This is a genomic window from Luteibacter sp. PvP120 (assembly GCF_054055715.1).
The window spans coordinates 181,727-196,962 of record NZ_JBSRXP010000001.1 but is presented as its reverse complement, the minus strand read 5'-3'; the positions used below and the strand labels follow the sequence as shown (position 1 = coordinate 196,962).

Annotated in this window: 11 protein-coding genes; 10 read left to right on the top strand and 1 reads right to left on the bottom strand. The window is 67.6% G+C overall.

Annotation, left to right across the window (positions count from 1 at the left end):
• Positions 1-150: 150 nt before the first annotated feature.
• The 3 genes from ACVKN3_RS00860 to ACVKN3_RS00850 all read left to right on the top strand — a co-directional run bounded on the left by ACVKN3_RS00860 (position 151) and on the right by ACVKN3_RS00850 (position 5,382).
• Complete coding sequence (locus ACVKN3_RS00860) at positions 151-1,287, top strand: phosphatidylinositol-specific phospholipase C1-like protein (protein ID WP_354513141.1); 1,137 nt, start codon at positions 151-153, stop codon at positions 1,285-1,287.
• 85 nt (positions 1,288-1,372) lie between these two features.
• Positions 1,373-4,108 (top strand): TonB-dependent receptor, encoded by a 2,736-nt coding sequence (locus tag ACVKN3_RS00855; protein WP_456991003.1) that lies wholly within the window; start codon positions 1,373-1,375, stop codon positions 4,106-4,108.
• Between the two features lie 14 nt (positions 4,109-4,122).
• Positions 4,123-5,382, top strand: a complete 1,260-nt coding sequence (locus ACVKN3_RS00850; protein WP_354513143.1) for a histidine-type phosphatase — start codon at positions 4,123-4,125, stop codon at positions 5,380-5,382.
• Here the strand turns inward: ACVKN3_RS00850 and ACVKN3_RS00845 are convergent.
• Positions 5,361-6,995 carry a Na/Pi cotransporter family protein gene (locus ACVKN3_RS00845; protein WP_354513145.1) on the bottom strand — a complete coding sequence of 545 codons (1,635 nt, stop codon included), beginning with the start codon at positions 6,993-6,995 and terminating at the stop codon, positions 5,361-5,363. The two genes, ACVKN3_RS00850 and ACVKN3_RS00845, sit on opposite strands and share 22 nt — an antisense overlap.
• 386 nt (positions 6,996-7,381) lie before the next feature.
• Between ACVKN3_RS00845 and ACVKN3_RS00840 the strand changes: the two genes are divergently transcribed.
• The 7 genes from ACVKN3_RS00840 to ACVKN3_RS00810 all read left to right on the top strand — a co-directional run bounded on the left by ACVKN3_RS00840 (position 7,382) and on the right by ACVKN3_RS00810 (position 15,235).
• Complete coding sequence (locus ACVKN3_RS00840) at positions 7,382-7,834, top strand: hypothetical protein (RefSeq protein ID WP_354513147.1); 453 nt, start codon at positions 7,382-7,384, stop codon at positions 7,832-7,834.
• A 147-nt stretch (positions 7,835-7,981) separates the two neighbouring features.
• On the top strand, positions 7,982-8,821 hold the full coding sequence (locus ACVKN3_RS00835) for a tetratricopeptide repeat protein (protein ID WP_354513149.1): 840 nt from the start codon (positions 7,982-7,984) through the stop codon (positions 8,819-8,821).
• A gap of 142 nt (positions 8,822-8,963) precedes the next feature.
• Complete coding sequence (locus ACVKN3_RS00830) at positions 8,964-10,754, top strand: peptide-N4-asparagine amidase (protein ID WP_354513151.1); 1,791 nt, start codon at positions 8,964-8,966, stop codon at positions 10,752-10,754.
• A gap of 105 nt (positions 10,755-10,859) precedes the next feature.
• Positions 10,860-12,731 carry a beta-ketoacyl-[acyl-carrier-protein] synthase family protein gene (locus ACVKN3_RS00825; RefSeq protein WP_354513153.1) on the top strand — a complete coding sequence of 624 codons (1,872 nt, stop codon included), beginning with the start codon at positions 10,860-10,862 and terminating at the stop codon, positions 12,729-12,731.
• Positions 12,732-12,846: 115 nt separating this feature from the next.
• Complete coding sequence (pilV, locus tag ACVKN3_RS00820) at positions 12,847-13,365, top strand: type IV pilus modification protein PilV (protein WP_285404760.1); 519 nt, start codon at positions 12,847-12,849, stop codon at positions 13,363-13,365.
• Entirely contained in the window at positions 13,362-14,654 is a 1,293-nt protein-coding gene (locus ACVKN3_RS00815) for a PilW family protein (RefSeq protein ID WP_354513155.1), read from the top strand. Before pilV ends, ACVKN3_RS00815 begins: the two co-directional genes overlap by 4 nt.
• Entirely contained in the window at positions 14,651-15,235 is a 585-nt protein-coding gene (locus ACVKN3_RS00810; protein ID WP_354513157.1) for a pilus assembly PilX family protein, read from the top strand. Before ACVKN3_RS00815 ends, ACVKN3_RS00810 begins: the two co-directional genes overlap by 4 nt.
• The last annotated feature ends 1 nt before the right edge of the window (position 15,236 follow it).

Here is a 15,236-nt window from a genome sequence, read left to right as displayed (position 1 = left end):
CATACACGGCCGTATGGATGTCCATTGTCACGATACCTTCGTGCTGGAGTAACAATGCGCCGATAACGTGCATGACTGACTGCTGCGAACCGTCGATCCCCGCCGACAGGTTCCGACAGCGATTCTTCTTGGCCCTGGGGCTGCTCCGTCATGAACGTCCCGTATCACCACCCCGTGCGGATGCTTTCGCTCGTCGGCGTCCTGCTGGCCCTGCTCCCCTGCGCGGCGAGCGCGGAAGCGCCGACCCGCGTCAACGACGTGCAGTACATCGGCAGCCACAACAGCTACCATGCCGGCCTAGCGCCTGGCGAGGCTGCCGTCTGGAAGCAACTCGATCCTTCACTGTTCGCGAAGCTCGACTACGCCCACCCCGCCTTGTCGAAGCAACTGGACGACGGCGTGCGCCAGGTGGAACTGGATGTCTATGGCGACCGCCTCGGCGGACGCTATGCCCACCCGGGTATCGTCGGCCGCGTGACCGCGGCGGGGCTTCCTGCCGATGCGCCGTTCGCCGATCCGCAGGTCATGGCGGCGCCGGGGTTCAAGGTCATGCATGTGCAGGACCTCGACCAGCGCAGCACCTGCCAGCCATTGCAGGCCTGCCTCCGCGAACTGCGCGCCTGGTCGCTCGCGCACCCCGGCCATCTTCCTCTGTTCATCCTGCTGGAAACGGAAGAAGAGTCGTTGCCTTTGTCCGTGCCCTTCGTGCCCGTCGTGCCCGAGCCGTTCGACGCCGATGCGATGAACCGGCTCGACGCCGAAGTCCGCCGCGTCTTTCCCCGGTCGTCCTACATCGCCCCGGACGACGTACGCGGTCAGCACGCCACACTGGACGAAGCGGTGCGTCACGACGGATGGCCCACACTGGCCGCCGCACGGGGCCACGTCATCTTCCTCCTCGACCAGCATTCGGTCGGCAAGGCTTACCTGCAAGGCCACCCTGCGTTGCGTGGCCGCGCCATGTTCACCAACGCCACGCCAGGGGAAGACGATGCCGCCTTCCTCGAACTGAACGACGGACCGGCGGACGAGATTGCAACGCGCGTCCGCCAGGGCTACCTCGTGCGGACACGCACCGATGCCGACCTGGTCGAAGCAACCCACGACGACGTGCGTCGCCGCGATGCGATGCTCGCCAGCGGCGCACAGCTGCTCAGCACGGATTTCCCGGCCCACGAGCCAGCATCCACCGGCTACGTCGTTGCGTTCCCTGGCAACGCGGTGGCCCGCTGCAATCCGCTGCGCCTTCTCGACAGCTGCGCGCGGATGGACCTGACACATCGCTAGCGCGTTCCTGCCCGCCTTTTCCTGCCCGCCTTTTCCTACCTGCCCCCTTCCGTTTGCCCCCTTACCTTCCCTGCCTGAGGTCTCCATGCGCGCGTCCCTTTCTCCCTGCCTGCTCACGCTGGCCATCGTCACCGCCCTCTTTCACATCGCGCCGGCACAGGCGAACGACGTGGATGGCACCACGGACACCAGCGAAACGAAGGTCACGGCCTTGAAGGGCATGAACGTGGATGCCCAGGTGGCCGCTGCCGGCACCGTCGACGAACAGCGCCTGGGCACCGGTGTGACCACGGTGATGAGCAAGCAGCAGATCGAGGCCGTGCCGTCAGCCAACATCGCCGATGTGCTGTCGCACCTGCCGGGCCTGTCGTCCTACAGCGATATGCACCTGGGTCAGGCGGCCACCGGCGAAAGCGAGTACGTGACGATCCGCGGCCTGGATTCCAGTTACAACGCCTACACCCTCAACGGCTTCGCGCTGCCGGAAACCGATGCATCGACACGCGCCATCTCGCTGGACATGCTGGCCCCGTTCGGCATCCAGTCGGTGAAGGTGTCCAAGACGCCCACCAGCGACATGCCCGGGGATGCCATCGGCGGAACGATCGACATGCGCACGCCGACGGCCTTCGACTTCGCCCGCGACACCTATGCGAAGACCACCGTGCAGGGACGACTGAACGACCTGGCCGACCACCGCGGACTGCCGGACAAGGGCGGCGTGTTCCAGCAGGAGTTCGCACACAAATTCGGGCCGTCGAAACAGCTGGGCCTGTACGCGGCCGGCTACTACGGCAAATACGACAACGCCGCCGAAGCGGTCGCGCCCAACGCCCAGTACACGCCGGTGAACACAGCCAACGCCTCGGCGCCCGACCTGTCGACGGCCGGTCCGCTGCAGAGCTCGCAGTACAAGTACAGCGTCTACACCAACCAGATCAAGCGTTACGGCGGCAACGTGTCGCTGGACTGGAACGGCGAGACCACGTCGTTGTTCGCCCGTGCGCTCTACGGCGTGTACGACGTGCAGGGCCAGCAGAATCAGATGTCTGCCCGTAACCAGGGCAGCACGCAGGTGCTGCGTGGCGGCTACTTCGACACGCGCGACATCAAGGAAAAGACCGCTACCCTGCAGCTGGGCGGTAGCAGCACGATCGATGCGCTTACCCTGGGCTATGGCACGTCCTACGGCGTCGGCTCGCGCAATGTGCCCGACTACGTCGAGGCAAGCCTGTATGGCCCGCGTGCCAACGGCCAGTTCGCCTTCGACCTGAGCAACCCGACCTTCCCCAGCCTGGCCGGCAACTCGCCGGCCGTGCGCAACTACGTCTACAACCTGGCGACCGACAGCTTCTGGAAGACCCAGGGCGGGGATGCGGGCAGCCGGGACAACCGCGTCAACGCGCATGTCGACGGCACCTACACCTTCAGCGACCGCGCGATCGAAAACGTCGCCTTCGGCCTTTCGGGCGACACCTCCCGGCGCAACGCCTACGATCATCCCTTCACCCACGACGATAACAATTTCGTCTACGGCGGGCCTTTCTTCGGCGGCCCGAATTATTCATCCGCGGCACCGGGCGGCCCCTCGCTCGCAGCTCTCCCCGGAGACCTGGTGACGAACCCGTTCGGGGGGCGCTACGCCGGTCCGTTCAAGCTCATCGACCGACGCTGGGTGCTCGACCAGGCGGTACCGTACAAGTACCTCGACGATCCCAAGGGCAGCGGGGTGTACACGGCCAACGACTACAACGCCAACACCACCTCGAGCCGGGAGAACATCGTGGCTGGCTACCTCATGGCCACCTTCCGCGTGCAGGACCTGACGATCACGCCCGGGGTCCGTTACGAACTGACGGATTATTCCGCGACATCGTGGCGCTCCAATGGCGACGACAAGACCGGCGCGTTCGTCGACCAGAGCAAGCGCTATGGCGAGATCCTGCCGGGTATCGCACTGAACTATCGCCCCGACGAGCTGACCGTCTATCGTGCCTCGCTACGGCGCAGCTTCAGCCGCCCGGCGTTCGGCCTCATCTCGGGACAGACCACCTATTCGATCGACGACATCAGCGGCCAGGTGGTCGGCATCTCCAAGCCCAACCCGGACCTGCGCCCGACCACGGCCGACAACCTGGACCTGTCGGCGGAGTTCTATGACACCACGGGTGGCATGGTCACCGCCTCGGCGTATTACAAGCGCCTGAACGATTTCATCTTCACCTCGCAATCGTCCACCGGCAACGACAGCACGCTGGGCGGTAACGTGCCCACCGGTACGGTGCTGACGGGCGGCGTGCCGGTCAGCATGCCGGAGAACGGTGGCGCGGCGAAGATCTACGGCATCGAGATGGCCCTGCGCAAGCAGTTCGTCACCCTGCCCGGCCTGTGGAGCCACTTCGGCGTGGGCGGCAACCTGACCGTGCAGCACAGCACCGCGCACAGCGGACGTGAGGACCACCCCGGAACGACCTGGCTGCCGCGTGCACCCGAGCGCATGTACAACGCCGACCTGTTCTACCGCGACGACCGTTTCCATGCGGACCTGATCTACAACTACACGGGTCTTCAGCTGATCGGCCTCAACGGTAACGGGCTGGACTACTACCTGCAGCCCGTCAAGACGCTGGACCTCTCGGCCAATTACGACCTGCCCTATGGTCTGGGTGTCGGCGTGTCGGTGAAGAACCTGCTCGACCATGCCACGTTCTACGAAACCTCCGGCAAGTCGCGCCGCTATCTGGCGTACGATCCGGGTGCCGACGGTGCGTATGTCCAGACCGGGCGGATCTACATGGTCAACCTCAGCTACACCTTCTGAGCCCGGATAAGCACATGCCACCACGTACGTACCGTCGGGCGGGCCGTGCCATCGCGGTGCTGGCCGCCCTGCTCGTCGCCCTGCCCGGCCAGGCGCACGACGACCTGCGTCTCGAGCAGGTCGTCATGGTCTACCGGCACGGCGTACGCTCGCCGCTGCCGGGCGAGATACGGATAGACGAAGTGCACGGCAAACCGTGGCCGGCCTGGCCGGTCGCGCCATCGATCCTGACCCCTCACGGCCGTGAGGGCGTCGTGGCGATGGCGCGCTTCGACCGCGAGCGGCTGGCCGCGCAGGGCCTGTTTCCGCCGGCGGGTTGCCCCGTCGCCGGCAGCGTCGACCTGTGGGCGAACACGGACCAGCGGACGATCGCCAGCGCGCAGGCCTTCGCGGACGGTTTCGCGCCGGCCTGCCCGCTGGTCGTGGGCCACCTGCCCGAAGGCAGCGTCGACCCGGTCTTCAACCCCGTGGCGGCCGACGCCGTGTCGTGGGAAGGCCGCGCCGCGCTGGATGCGATACGGCAGGCCACCGGGGGTCCTGACGTGCTCACCGCCGGATACCGCGAGGCCATGGACGTCTTCGCCCATGTGATGGGATGCATGCCGGGTGACGACCAGGCCGTCTGCCATCCTGCGACATGGAAGGGCTCGCTCGCACTGGCAAACGACGGTCGCGGCATCGCACTGGACGGCCCGATCGCGCAGACCTCGGGCACCGCCGAGGCCATCATCATGGCCTACCTCGAAGGCATGCCGATGCCCAGCGTGGGCTGGGGGCGCGTGGATGCATCGGATTTCCGTGCCTTGTCCCAGCTGCATGCGTTGCTCTTCGCCGTGCACGCGCGACCGGCCTACGTGGCCGACCGCGTGGCCGCAGTGCTCGCGGGCCGCATCGTGACGCGGCTGGAGCACCCCGATGCGCCAAGGCTCAGCCTGTTCGTCGGCAGCGACAACAACATCCTCGCCCTTGCCGGCGTGCTGGGTATCCACTTCCGGATGCCGGGCTATGCCGAGGACGATCCGCCCGTCGGCGGTGCGCTGGAGCTGGCGGTGTGGCGCTCGTCCGCCACACGCCATCGCTATGTCACCGTGACCTATCGTGCGCAGACCCCCACGCAGTTGCGCGAGGGCCAGGCGTTGTCGATCGCGCATCCTCCCGCCGGCGTGCCGCTGGTGCCCGCGGCCTGCCCGCGTGCACCGGCACCGTGCGACATCGGCGTGGTGCTGGACACGCTGCGGCGGGCGGCCGCCCTTCAGCGCACCAGGCGGTCCTGAAGCATGCCGGCTCGTTCCAGCGGGAGGTAGGCGAAGGCGACCACGTGCGAGTGGATGCGCTTGAGGTCGCGCAGGATGCGCAGGTACACGTCGCCCCCGGCGGTGGCATCGCGGCGCTCGCGCAACGCCCGCAGGTGCCGGTCGGCGGCGTCGTTCTCCAGCCGCCAGAGCGTCTCCTTCCGTGCCAGCAGCCCCTGCGCCGCCCGCAGGTCGCCATGCATGAAGACGGCGAAACCCAGGCGCAGGCTCTCCATCAGCTGGCCGTGCATGAGCGCCAGGTCCTGGATGTCGTCCGCGCTGAAGTCCTGTCCCCGCTGCGCCTTCTTGGCGGCGAACTCCATCAGGTTGTTGGCGGTGATGTCGCCGATGTGCTCCACGTTGATGACGAAGGCCAGGATGTCCTGGCTGCGGCGGGCGTCCTCCTCGTTGAGCGCCTCGCTGCCCAGGTCGGTCAGGTAATCGCGAATGGCCACACCCAGGCGATCCAGCCACGGATCCATCTGCCCGATGGTGGTGGCGCGCACGCGATCGTCCTTGCCGAACACCTCGACCACCCACTTCAGCATGCCCTCGACCATGTCGGCCATGCGCATGGCTTCGCGCGTGGCATTGGCCAGCGCCACGTTGGCCGAATCCAGCGCCCCCGTGTCCAGGAACTGCGGCACACCGGGATCGTCGGGACGCGGCGGGTCTGGCAGCAGGCGAACCAGCAGGCCCGCCATGCGCTCCACCGGCAGCAGGAAAACCGCCGCCAGGGCGAGGTTGAACGCGGTGTGGAAGTTCACCGCCATGCGCGCGGGGGAGTCGCCCAGCGGGGCCAGTGCCACGGCGATCGGATGCAGTAGCGGCAGGCAGGCCACGCAGCCGATGCCGCGCACGATCAGGTTACCCAGCGGCAGGCGCCGGGCCACCGGTGTGTCCGCTTCCAGCAGGGCCGGCAGGGTGCCGCCGAGGTTGGCGCCGAGCACCAGCGCCAGGGCACCGGTCGCATCGACCACGCCCGTCCCGGCCAGCGAGGCGACCAGCAGCACCATGGCCACGCTGGAGTGGAACAGCCAGGTCAGCAGCGCCGCCACCAGCACGGCCAGCACCGGCTCCGAGGCGAGACTCTGCGCGATCGCCCGCAGGAACGCGGCGTTCTCCACCGGTGCCAGCGCGCCCACCAGCAGGTGCAGAGAAAGCAACATCAGGCCCAGCCCGATGGCCACGCGGCCCAGGTTCTCGTAGCGCGCGTCGTCGGTGCGCCGGTGGATGACGAAGCCCAGCAGGATCAGCACGGGTGCCACCACCGAGATGTCGAACGACATCACCTGCACGATCAGCGTCGTACCGACGTTGGCGCCGAGCATCACGGCCAGTCCCGGGGCCAGGCCGAGGAAACCGCTCGCGGCGAAGGATGTGGCCATCAGGCCGGTCGCCGTACTGCTCTGCAGCAGCGCAGTGATGCACACACCGAAGGCGAAGGCCGCCGGGCGATAAGCCAGGTAGCGGCCGAGCCAGCGGCGCAACGCGCTGCCGTAGCCGCGCAGCACACCGCTGGTCACCATGTGCGTGCCCCACAGGAGCAGCGCCACGTAGCCGAAAAGATCGAGGAGGCCGAGCATGCCGTTCATGGCGTACCCCGGCGTGGAACACGAGTAAGGAGCTTCACAGCCCATCTCCTGGTAACGGCGCCCGCGGCAGCCGCTCGGAGGGGCCGGGTTTCCTAGTAGCGGAAAACGCCAGCCGACCGGGCGCGATCGCCGGGGGCATGCGGATTGTGGTGAGTCGTCGATGCCCGCAAGGTGCGGAAACCGACGACGCTACTGGGATGAACGTCCATAGGCCTTGGTGTGGGTGGACAAAGATGCGGCACGCGCAGCGGCGTGAGCGCGGGCATTGTCTTGACTGGAACGACCTGCGTCAACCGCGTCGTGTCACCCCTGCTTCATCGAACTGATGCGGCACCCTAACGCGTCGGCACGCATCGTGGCGCCGTCATCCACGCCAAGGAATCGTCATGCCGCAACTTACCGCCCATTTTGCCGATCAGCAGTCCGCGATGGCCGCCATGGACAAGCTCATGGGGCGCGGTCTGGGCCACGCAAGCGTGCAGCCCCTGGAGGACCGGCCTGCCGAGCCCGACGGCCACGATGCATCGCCGGCCGAACTGGGCCAGGCGCGCCTGGCGGTCTACCTCGATGACGGGGCGAGCGAGAGCGAGGTGCGCGATCTGCTCCAGTCGCTCGGTGCGACATCCATTACCGGCAGCGGAACCCGCGACGCGCATTCGGATGCCCCACCCTCGGCCGCCCCGACGCTTCACGGCACGGAAGGTGACCGTGCGGACGATGTCTCGCGGGCCATCGCCGCCAGCGAACGCGGCGCCACCGGCGCGGGCGGCCCTCCGCACGATACGCGTACCGAGCGCAGTATCGACGACAAGCGCACACGCCACGACCCTCATCGTTGAGCAGGTGCCGCAAGGGGCCGGATGCCTGAACGGCGATCGCATGCTCGCAAGAAGTTGCCGGCGGTCGTCGATACACTGCCGCGGACGTCGCCCGAACTTTCGCTCCTTCGGCGAATCGAACCGCCATCCTGCCTTGCGGATACATCCATGAAAAAGACGTTACTCGCGTTTGCGCTGTTCTCCGTCGCCCTTGCCGCGACCGCCGCCGATTCGCCGAAGGATGTCCAGGCGCTGATCGCCCGCGGTGATTACACCGGTGCCGAAGCGATGCTGCGCCAGGCGGTCAGCGAGCATCCGCAGAGTGCCAAGGCACACTACGTGCTGGCCGAAGTGCTCGCACACGAGGGCAACATCGGCGATGCGAAGGCGGAAGCCGGCAAGGCGGCCTCGCTCGATCCGTCCATCCGCTTCACCGATCCGACCCGCTTCCAGCAGTTCCAGAGCAAGTTGAACCAGGCGCTGGCTCCCGCATCGGCCACGCGTGCCGCTTCACGCCAGGCTACTGAAGCTGCTCCGGCCCCGGTGGAGGCTGCGCCCCGGGCGGGTTCGTTTCCCCTGACCGGCCTGCTGGTCATCGGCGGCGTGATCGCGCTGATCGCCTTCCTGTGGTCCCGCCGCCGTCGCGCCATCGCGCCGCCGTATCCCAGCGCACCTTACGGCGCCCCGCAGCAGCCGCCTCCGCCGCCGTACGGCGGTTATGGCAACAACTATGCCCCCCCGCCGACGTCGTCGGGTGTCGGCGCCGCCGTCGCCGCCGGCGTGGGCGGACTGGCTGCGGGTGCACTGCTGGACGAGGCGTTCCGCTCCCACCGTAGCGAGGAAACGACCCGCGATGCCGGTTACGTCGGCGGCGGCAATGAAGCCCCCCAGCCCTCCCAGCAGGCCTACGACGACCTGCGCGACGAGCCTATCGACATGGGCAACAACGACAGCTCGTGGGACCAGGGTGGTTCCGACGACAGCGGAAGCGACGACAACCAGTGGTGATGTTGCGTCCATGAGTCCCGGTAGCGCTCCTACCGACCCGCGTGCCGCCCCCTGTAGAACCCGACACGCCACGGCACTTTTCCGGCCAACCGCTGTGCTAGGTTTAGCCCGCAGGGGGCGAAACACCGGGGAGTAGCGAGAGATGTCTGTCATCCATCGAGCGGGCCGTCACGGCCTGTGGGCAGGGTTGTTCGGTTGTGTGGTCGCTTGCGGCGCGTCGGGCGCCATCGCGGCCACGTCGCCGGGATTCAATGTCGGCTCCGCGAACGTCGCGATCGCCGACCCGCCGGTACCCCGCCCACCGGGCAAGGCGTGCACGGTGCAGCTCTTCAGCGGTTTCACCTTCCGCGATTTCTCCGACCATCCCTACAGCTATGCGCCACCGACCGGCTGCGGCACGTCGTGGTCCAAGGTGGTACTCGAAGCGGATTTCTCGGTCACCGCAGGTCGCCAGTTCGACCGCACCGCGTCGCTGTGGCTGGGCGGCGCGAACGTCTATTTCGGTACCACGCAGGAGCCTTCCGCCACGGTAGCTCCCAGCTGGCACATCGAGCGCGACGTGAGCGACTTCGCCAGCCTGCTGGGCAACCCGCAGACGGGCCAGGCGATCCTGGGCAACGTCGTCGATGGCACCTACACCGGCATCATCAGCGGTTCGGCACGGCTGGTGTTCTATCCCGCCAACGTACTGGCACCGAAGCTGGACGCCCCCGATGCCGTGTTCCCGCTGTCCGACGGCACCGCCGGCGGTACCGTGGCGCTGAACACCGGCGCCGACCTGCTCTCGCGCACGCTGACCCTGCCCACGAACATCGAGCGCGCCTACCTGGACGTGTTCGCGCAGGGCCAGGGCGGCGACGAGTTCTGGTACTCGTGCGTGCCGGATGCGCAGACCAATGAAGCGCAGAGCTGCGGCGGCGGCGCCTACCGCGAGGTGCAGGTGTCGATCGACGGACAGGCCGCCGGCGTCGCGCCGGTGTATCCGTGGATCTTCACCGGCGGGATCGATCCGTACATGTGGCGACCGACGCCCGGCGTGCAAACGCTGAATTTCCTGCCTTACCGCGTCGACCTCACGCCGTTCGCCGCCTTGCTCAACGACGGCAAGCCGCACGCGCTGGCCATCGGGGTCACCGGCGCCAACGGCAACTTCGCGGTAACCGGCAACCTGTTCGTCTACCGGGACCACGGACGCAAGGTGCTGACCGGCGCCGTGACCGCCAACACGCTGCAGGGCCAGCCGGCCACGGCCACCGTCGACAACCGGCTGACCGATAACGCGGGCGTGATCGGCGGATCCATCGCCACGCATGCGTTACGCCGTTTCCGTACCGCCGGCTACCTGGATACCTCGCACGGCAGGATCACCACGGAAGTGAACCAGGCGGTGGCGTTCGACAACACGCAGTCGTTCACCATCGATCCGGCGCATTACCTGCAGGGCATCGACCAGCTCACCAGCGTGGACAGCACGACGAAGACGCGGCAGGGACCGTTCGGCATCGCCGTGACGACGGAAGCCCACTTCGATTACCCGTTGCTGGCCAGCTTCGGCACGAACTTCGACGGCGCGGGTAACGTCACCGGTGCGCCCAGCGCAGTCACGCAGGGCTATTCGCGATCGTTCGTTAAGAAGGTGCGTGGCCTGGTGCTCTATCGCAGCGACGTGGACAACAGCATCGATACCGCCGACACCCTCGCCTTCACGAACGGCGCGGTCACTGGCCACAGCGGCCAACGCAGCACCCAGGTGTTCCGCTTCAAGGACAACCTGGGCAGCTGCTACGGCCGTGACATCGTCACCGCGGCGGGCGTGCTGAGCGCGGCGTCCGACGGCGGCGATTGCGCCGGCGGCCGCAATCGGCTGCTGTGGTTCACCCACCCGGACGGTTCGCCGGACACCTCCCGCACGGAAGATCCGGGCCTGTTCTGATCCACGAGAACGATGTGGCCGGCCCGTCCGCGAGGCGCGCCGGCCACCTCCCCCCACAGGGGGACCTATAATGGCGGATTAGCCCGTATCGGTACCCGCCCGAGCATGTCCAGACTGAAAAGCACCCAGGTCCTCGTGACCGTCGGCACCGCCTGCACCCTGTCGGCCGTCGGCTCCACCGAAACCTACCAGGCCCTCGTGGCCCACTCCGACGAATTCCTGCCGCTGGCTGCCTTCGACGCGGGTCTGGTCGCGCTCGATCCGGACGCGGTCCATGCCGGCGAAGGCATGCGCTGGGCCCATGGCGAACAGGCCGGGCAGCCCGTGACCCTGGAAGAACTGCAACAGCAGCATGGCGACACGCTGCGCGCCAACAGCGGTATCCGCCATGTGCCGCACGTGCGTGAACTGGCCCCCCGTGTCGTCACCGACATCGCCGCACCGCTGCCGCACGACCTGGAAACCGTCGGCCTGCGTCGCCTGGCCGGCCTGCGCTACGAAGATATCCGTGCGTCGAAGCTGAAAGACATGCACGGCCTGTTCCAGGACGATCCCCTGCTCAGCCCCTCGCTGCAGGCGCAGCTGTTCGCGTATGGCGCCCTGGGCGCCCTGGCCGGACTGCCGCGGCCCCTGTCGGAGCTGATCCCGGACCCGTTCGGCTTCCGCGTCGCCTCGGCCACGGCCTTCGGTGGCAACGAAGCGCTCGGCCAGTGGCTCCGTCCGGACGCGCCGCTGCCGGAAGAGGGATTCCCCAAGGACACCTTTGCCGTACGCCTTGCCCATTCGCTCGGCTCGCACGGCCCCGCGCTCGTCTCCACCATGCTCGCGCCGGCGTACAGCATCAGCCGCGTGCTGAAGAATCCCGAACTGCGCGACTCCCTGCGCTCGGACGAAGTCGGCTTCATGCGCGTGCCGCAGGCACCGATGACCGCGGTGGGTGCCTGCGCATCCAGCCTGGTCGCGCTGGCTGACATCGCCCCGCAGCTTCTTTTCGACTATCCCGGTTTCCAGAAGCCGAAGATGGTGCTGCTAACTGCAGCCGATGCCGCCTTGCAGCCCCGGTTCGGCATCCTCGAGGCGTTCGGTGGCGGTGCGCTGATGACCGGCGAGAAACTGGCCGCCAAGAACGCCGCCCACGACGACGGCAACGTGCGCAGCGTCCACGACGCGCTTGCCCCGTTCGATGTGGACGCCGACGGCACGGTGGTCGGCCATGGGGGCTCGGGCCTGCTGGTCACCACGCTGGCCTTCGCGCTCGACCAGCAGCTGGACATCACCTCGATCATCGTCGGCTGGGGCCAGAGCGCAGAAGCCGGCGGCAAGGCGCACTTCGCGGGCGTGGGCTTCGGCGGCGAGAACGCGCTGGTGCAGGCCCTGGACATGGCATTCGTCGGCCACGGCTACGGCGTGCACGATTTCCACTACCTCGCCGCACATGCCACGGGCACGCGCACTAACTCCAAGACCGACCTGGCGACGGCGCTGGCGGGCCTGCGTGGCGCCGCGCAGCGGCAGGACATGCAAGATGAACTGCCGCGCCTGGTGGTCGGCACGCCCAAGGCCGTCGGTGACGGCCACACCATGGGCGAGACGGGGCTGAAGGCACTCTCGCAGGCGCTGCAGTTCGTCCTCGGTCGCAAGGCGCCGGGCGTGCCTACCCTGCGCCGCCTGGACCCCGACCTGGCCGATGTCGCCGGGCATTTCCAGCTGCACGCGCAGCCGTCGGACGGCAACGCCAACGGGGGCGCCATCTGCGCCACGCAGGGTTTCGGTGGCTACAACGGCGCGGTGGCGCTGCGCTCGGCCACGCCGGAAGCCCTGGCGAAGTACGACTGCGATCCCGCCGCCTTGCAGGCGTACCTTGATGCGTGGCCCACGCTGCGGCGCGAACGCGAGACACGTGAGCGCAGCGCACGCCGCAGCCCCGCGCTCGCGTTGAGCATGGCAGAGCGGCATCGCTGGATCGGGCTTGAGTAAAGCCTCACTGATAACATGGCATTGCCGTAAACGCTTAAGCCTTACCGAAATCACGTAAAACGCCCCGCATCCACAGCCTATACCTGAAGGGCATATCCGCTTTTCAAGGTTGTCTATGGTTCTGGCGAGACATGTCAGAGGCGTCTCTCTGATCGAGGTCTTGATGGCGGTACTGGTCTTCACGGTCGGCCTCGTCGGCCTGTCCAGCCTGCTCATCGTATCGTTTCGTTCCAACCAGGTCGGGTACCAGCGCACGCAGGCGGGGTTCATCGCGACGAGCATGGCTGACCGCATGCGCGCCAATCCGCTGGGTGTCTGGGCCGGCGGCTACAACTCGTCGTCGTATCCGATCGACGGTACCCAGGCCTGCACGGCCGCTGCCGCCTGCACGCCCGCCAAGCTGGCGCTTCGCGACCAGTACCTGTGGAGCAGCCAGTTGCGGGCGTTCCTGCCCAACGGCACGGCGTCCATCGCGTGCACCAACGGCGCGACACCGGATACGGCCCAGCTGGCCGTAAGGCCGCCGTACGCGGGCAATTGCGTCATGCGTATCAGCTGGACCGAGCGCGGCGCCGGCGACAGCGACCACCAAGGGGTCGACACCCGTACGTTCGTCTGGAACTTCCAGCCATGACGCGCCTGTCGCGGGGGTTCTCGCTGGTCGAACTGATGATCGCGATGGCGTTGGGCCTCATCGTGGCCGGCGGCATCGTCAGCGTGGTGCTGGCCACGTCCGCCAGCAGCGTGGTGCAGACGCAGCTGGCCAAGTTGCAGGAAGAAGGGCGCTTCGCGGTTGCGTCCCTCACCGCGGACCTGCGCATGGCCAACGCGCAGTACTGTTCCAACGTCGGCGGGCAGTCCTCCCCCCTGTCCAACGGCGTGATGTCGCTGGATCGCTACCTGCGCGCGCCGCAGGTGCTGGTTTCCGGCGCCACGCTGCAGGCCGCCCTTACCGACAACGGCACGAAGTGGGGCAGCACCAGTGGCAGCAACACCTATCCCGTGGCACCGGTTGCCGCCTTCACCCTGCCCGCCTTCCTGGCGCTGCGCGGCTACGACTGCACCGTGAGTGCCTGCACGCCCGCCGATCCGAGCGTGGCCGGGCTTCCCGCGCAGGGCACGACGATCGGCAATCGCGTGCCGGGCAGCGCCGCCATCACCCTGCGCTACCTCGACGGCAGTCGCGGGTGGTCGCTGGACGGTGTCAACAGCACCGTGACCCTGAGCGGTAACGCGGTGGCCAGCATCGCCGTCACGCCGCAGACCGGCGAGCCGCCGTTGACCTCGTACGTGGCCGGCGACCTGATGATGCTGGCCGACTGCAACGCGGCCCAGGTGTTCTCGGCCACGTTGTCCGGCAAGACGTTCACGCCGGCGACCAACCTTGCCGGTGTGATGCGGCCTTCCGGCGTTTCGCCGAAACTGTTCGACTTCAACCGTGACATGCGCACGGTGTCCTATTACCTGCAGGTGGTGAGCGACAACAACGGCAACACCACCGGTGCGCTGATGAAGCGGGTCAACGGCGTAGCTGCCGAAGTGGTCAGGGGCGTAGAGCGGCTCGACTTCCTCTACGGCGTGCTGGATGCCGCGGGCAACACCAGCTACCGCACCGCGGCGCAGATCGATGGGGCGACTACCTGCGCGTCGTCGACGGTGAGCATTGCCGGCAGCGACCCGGGCTGCATGTGGCGATCGGTGCAGAGCATCGAGATCCACCTGCTCATGACTGGGCAGATCCCGCTGTATTCCCTGAAGCCGACCGATCTGCAGTACCAGTACTACGGCGACCCCGCCGTGGCGGGCGCGGCCGCGCCGGGCAACACCGCCCGTGCGGTCATGCCCAGCCAGCAGGGCTTCGACGACCATGTGCTGCGCCGCGAATTCTCCACCGTGGTTTCCGTACGGAACTACAACCCATGAGGCGGCAGCGCGGGGCCGTACTGGTGCTGGCCATGGTGTTCCTGCTGGTGCTGACCATCGTGGCCATCAGCACGTCGAGCCGGTCGTTGCTGCAGGAGCGCATGGCCGGGGCGATGCGCAATGCGCAGCAGGCCGAATGGTCGGCCGAGAACGCCCTGCGCGGCGTGGAGTGGAGCATCTTCAACGGCGTCGGTGTGGCCTGCTACAACTCGAGCAACCCGTCGACGATCAGCGGCAAGGTATCGGCGTTCCGGCAGTCGTCGGTGTGGCTGGTGGACGGTGCAACCGAATACAAAGGCGCCGGCGTGGCCGTCGATTACACGGCCAAGAGCACCGATCCGGCGCTTTCCACCGCCGTTCTGGCGCGCAACCCCTGGTACATCGTCGAGCTGCTGGGCCAGGACCTGGCACCGAACACCGGCACGAGCACGGCGAAGGAAGCCGGATCGTCCGCGTCGGCCACCGCCAAGTTCTATCTCTACCGGATCACCGCGCGGGCGAGCGGTGGCAGTCCCAACACCCTGCGCGTGGTCGAGACCACGTTCGTCACCCCCAACCTTCTCGCGTGCACACTGAGTTGAC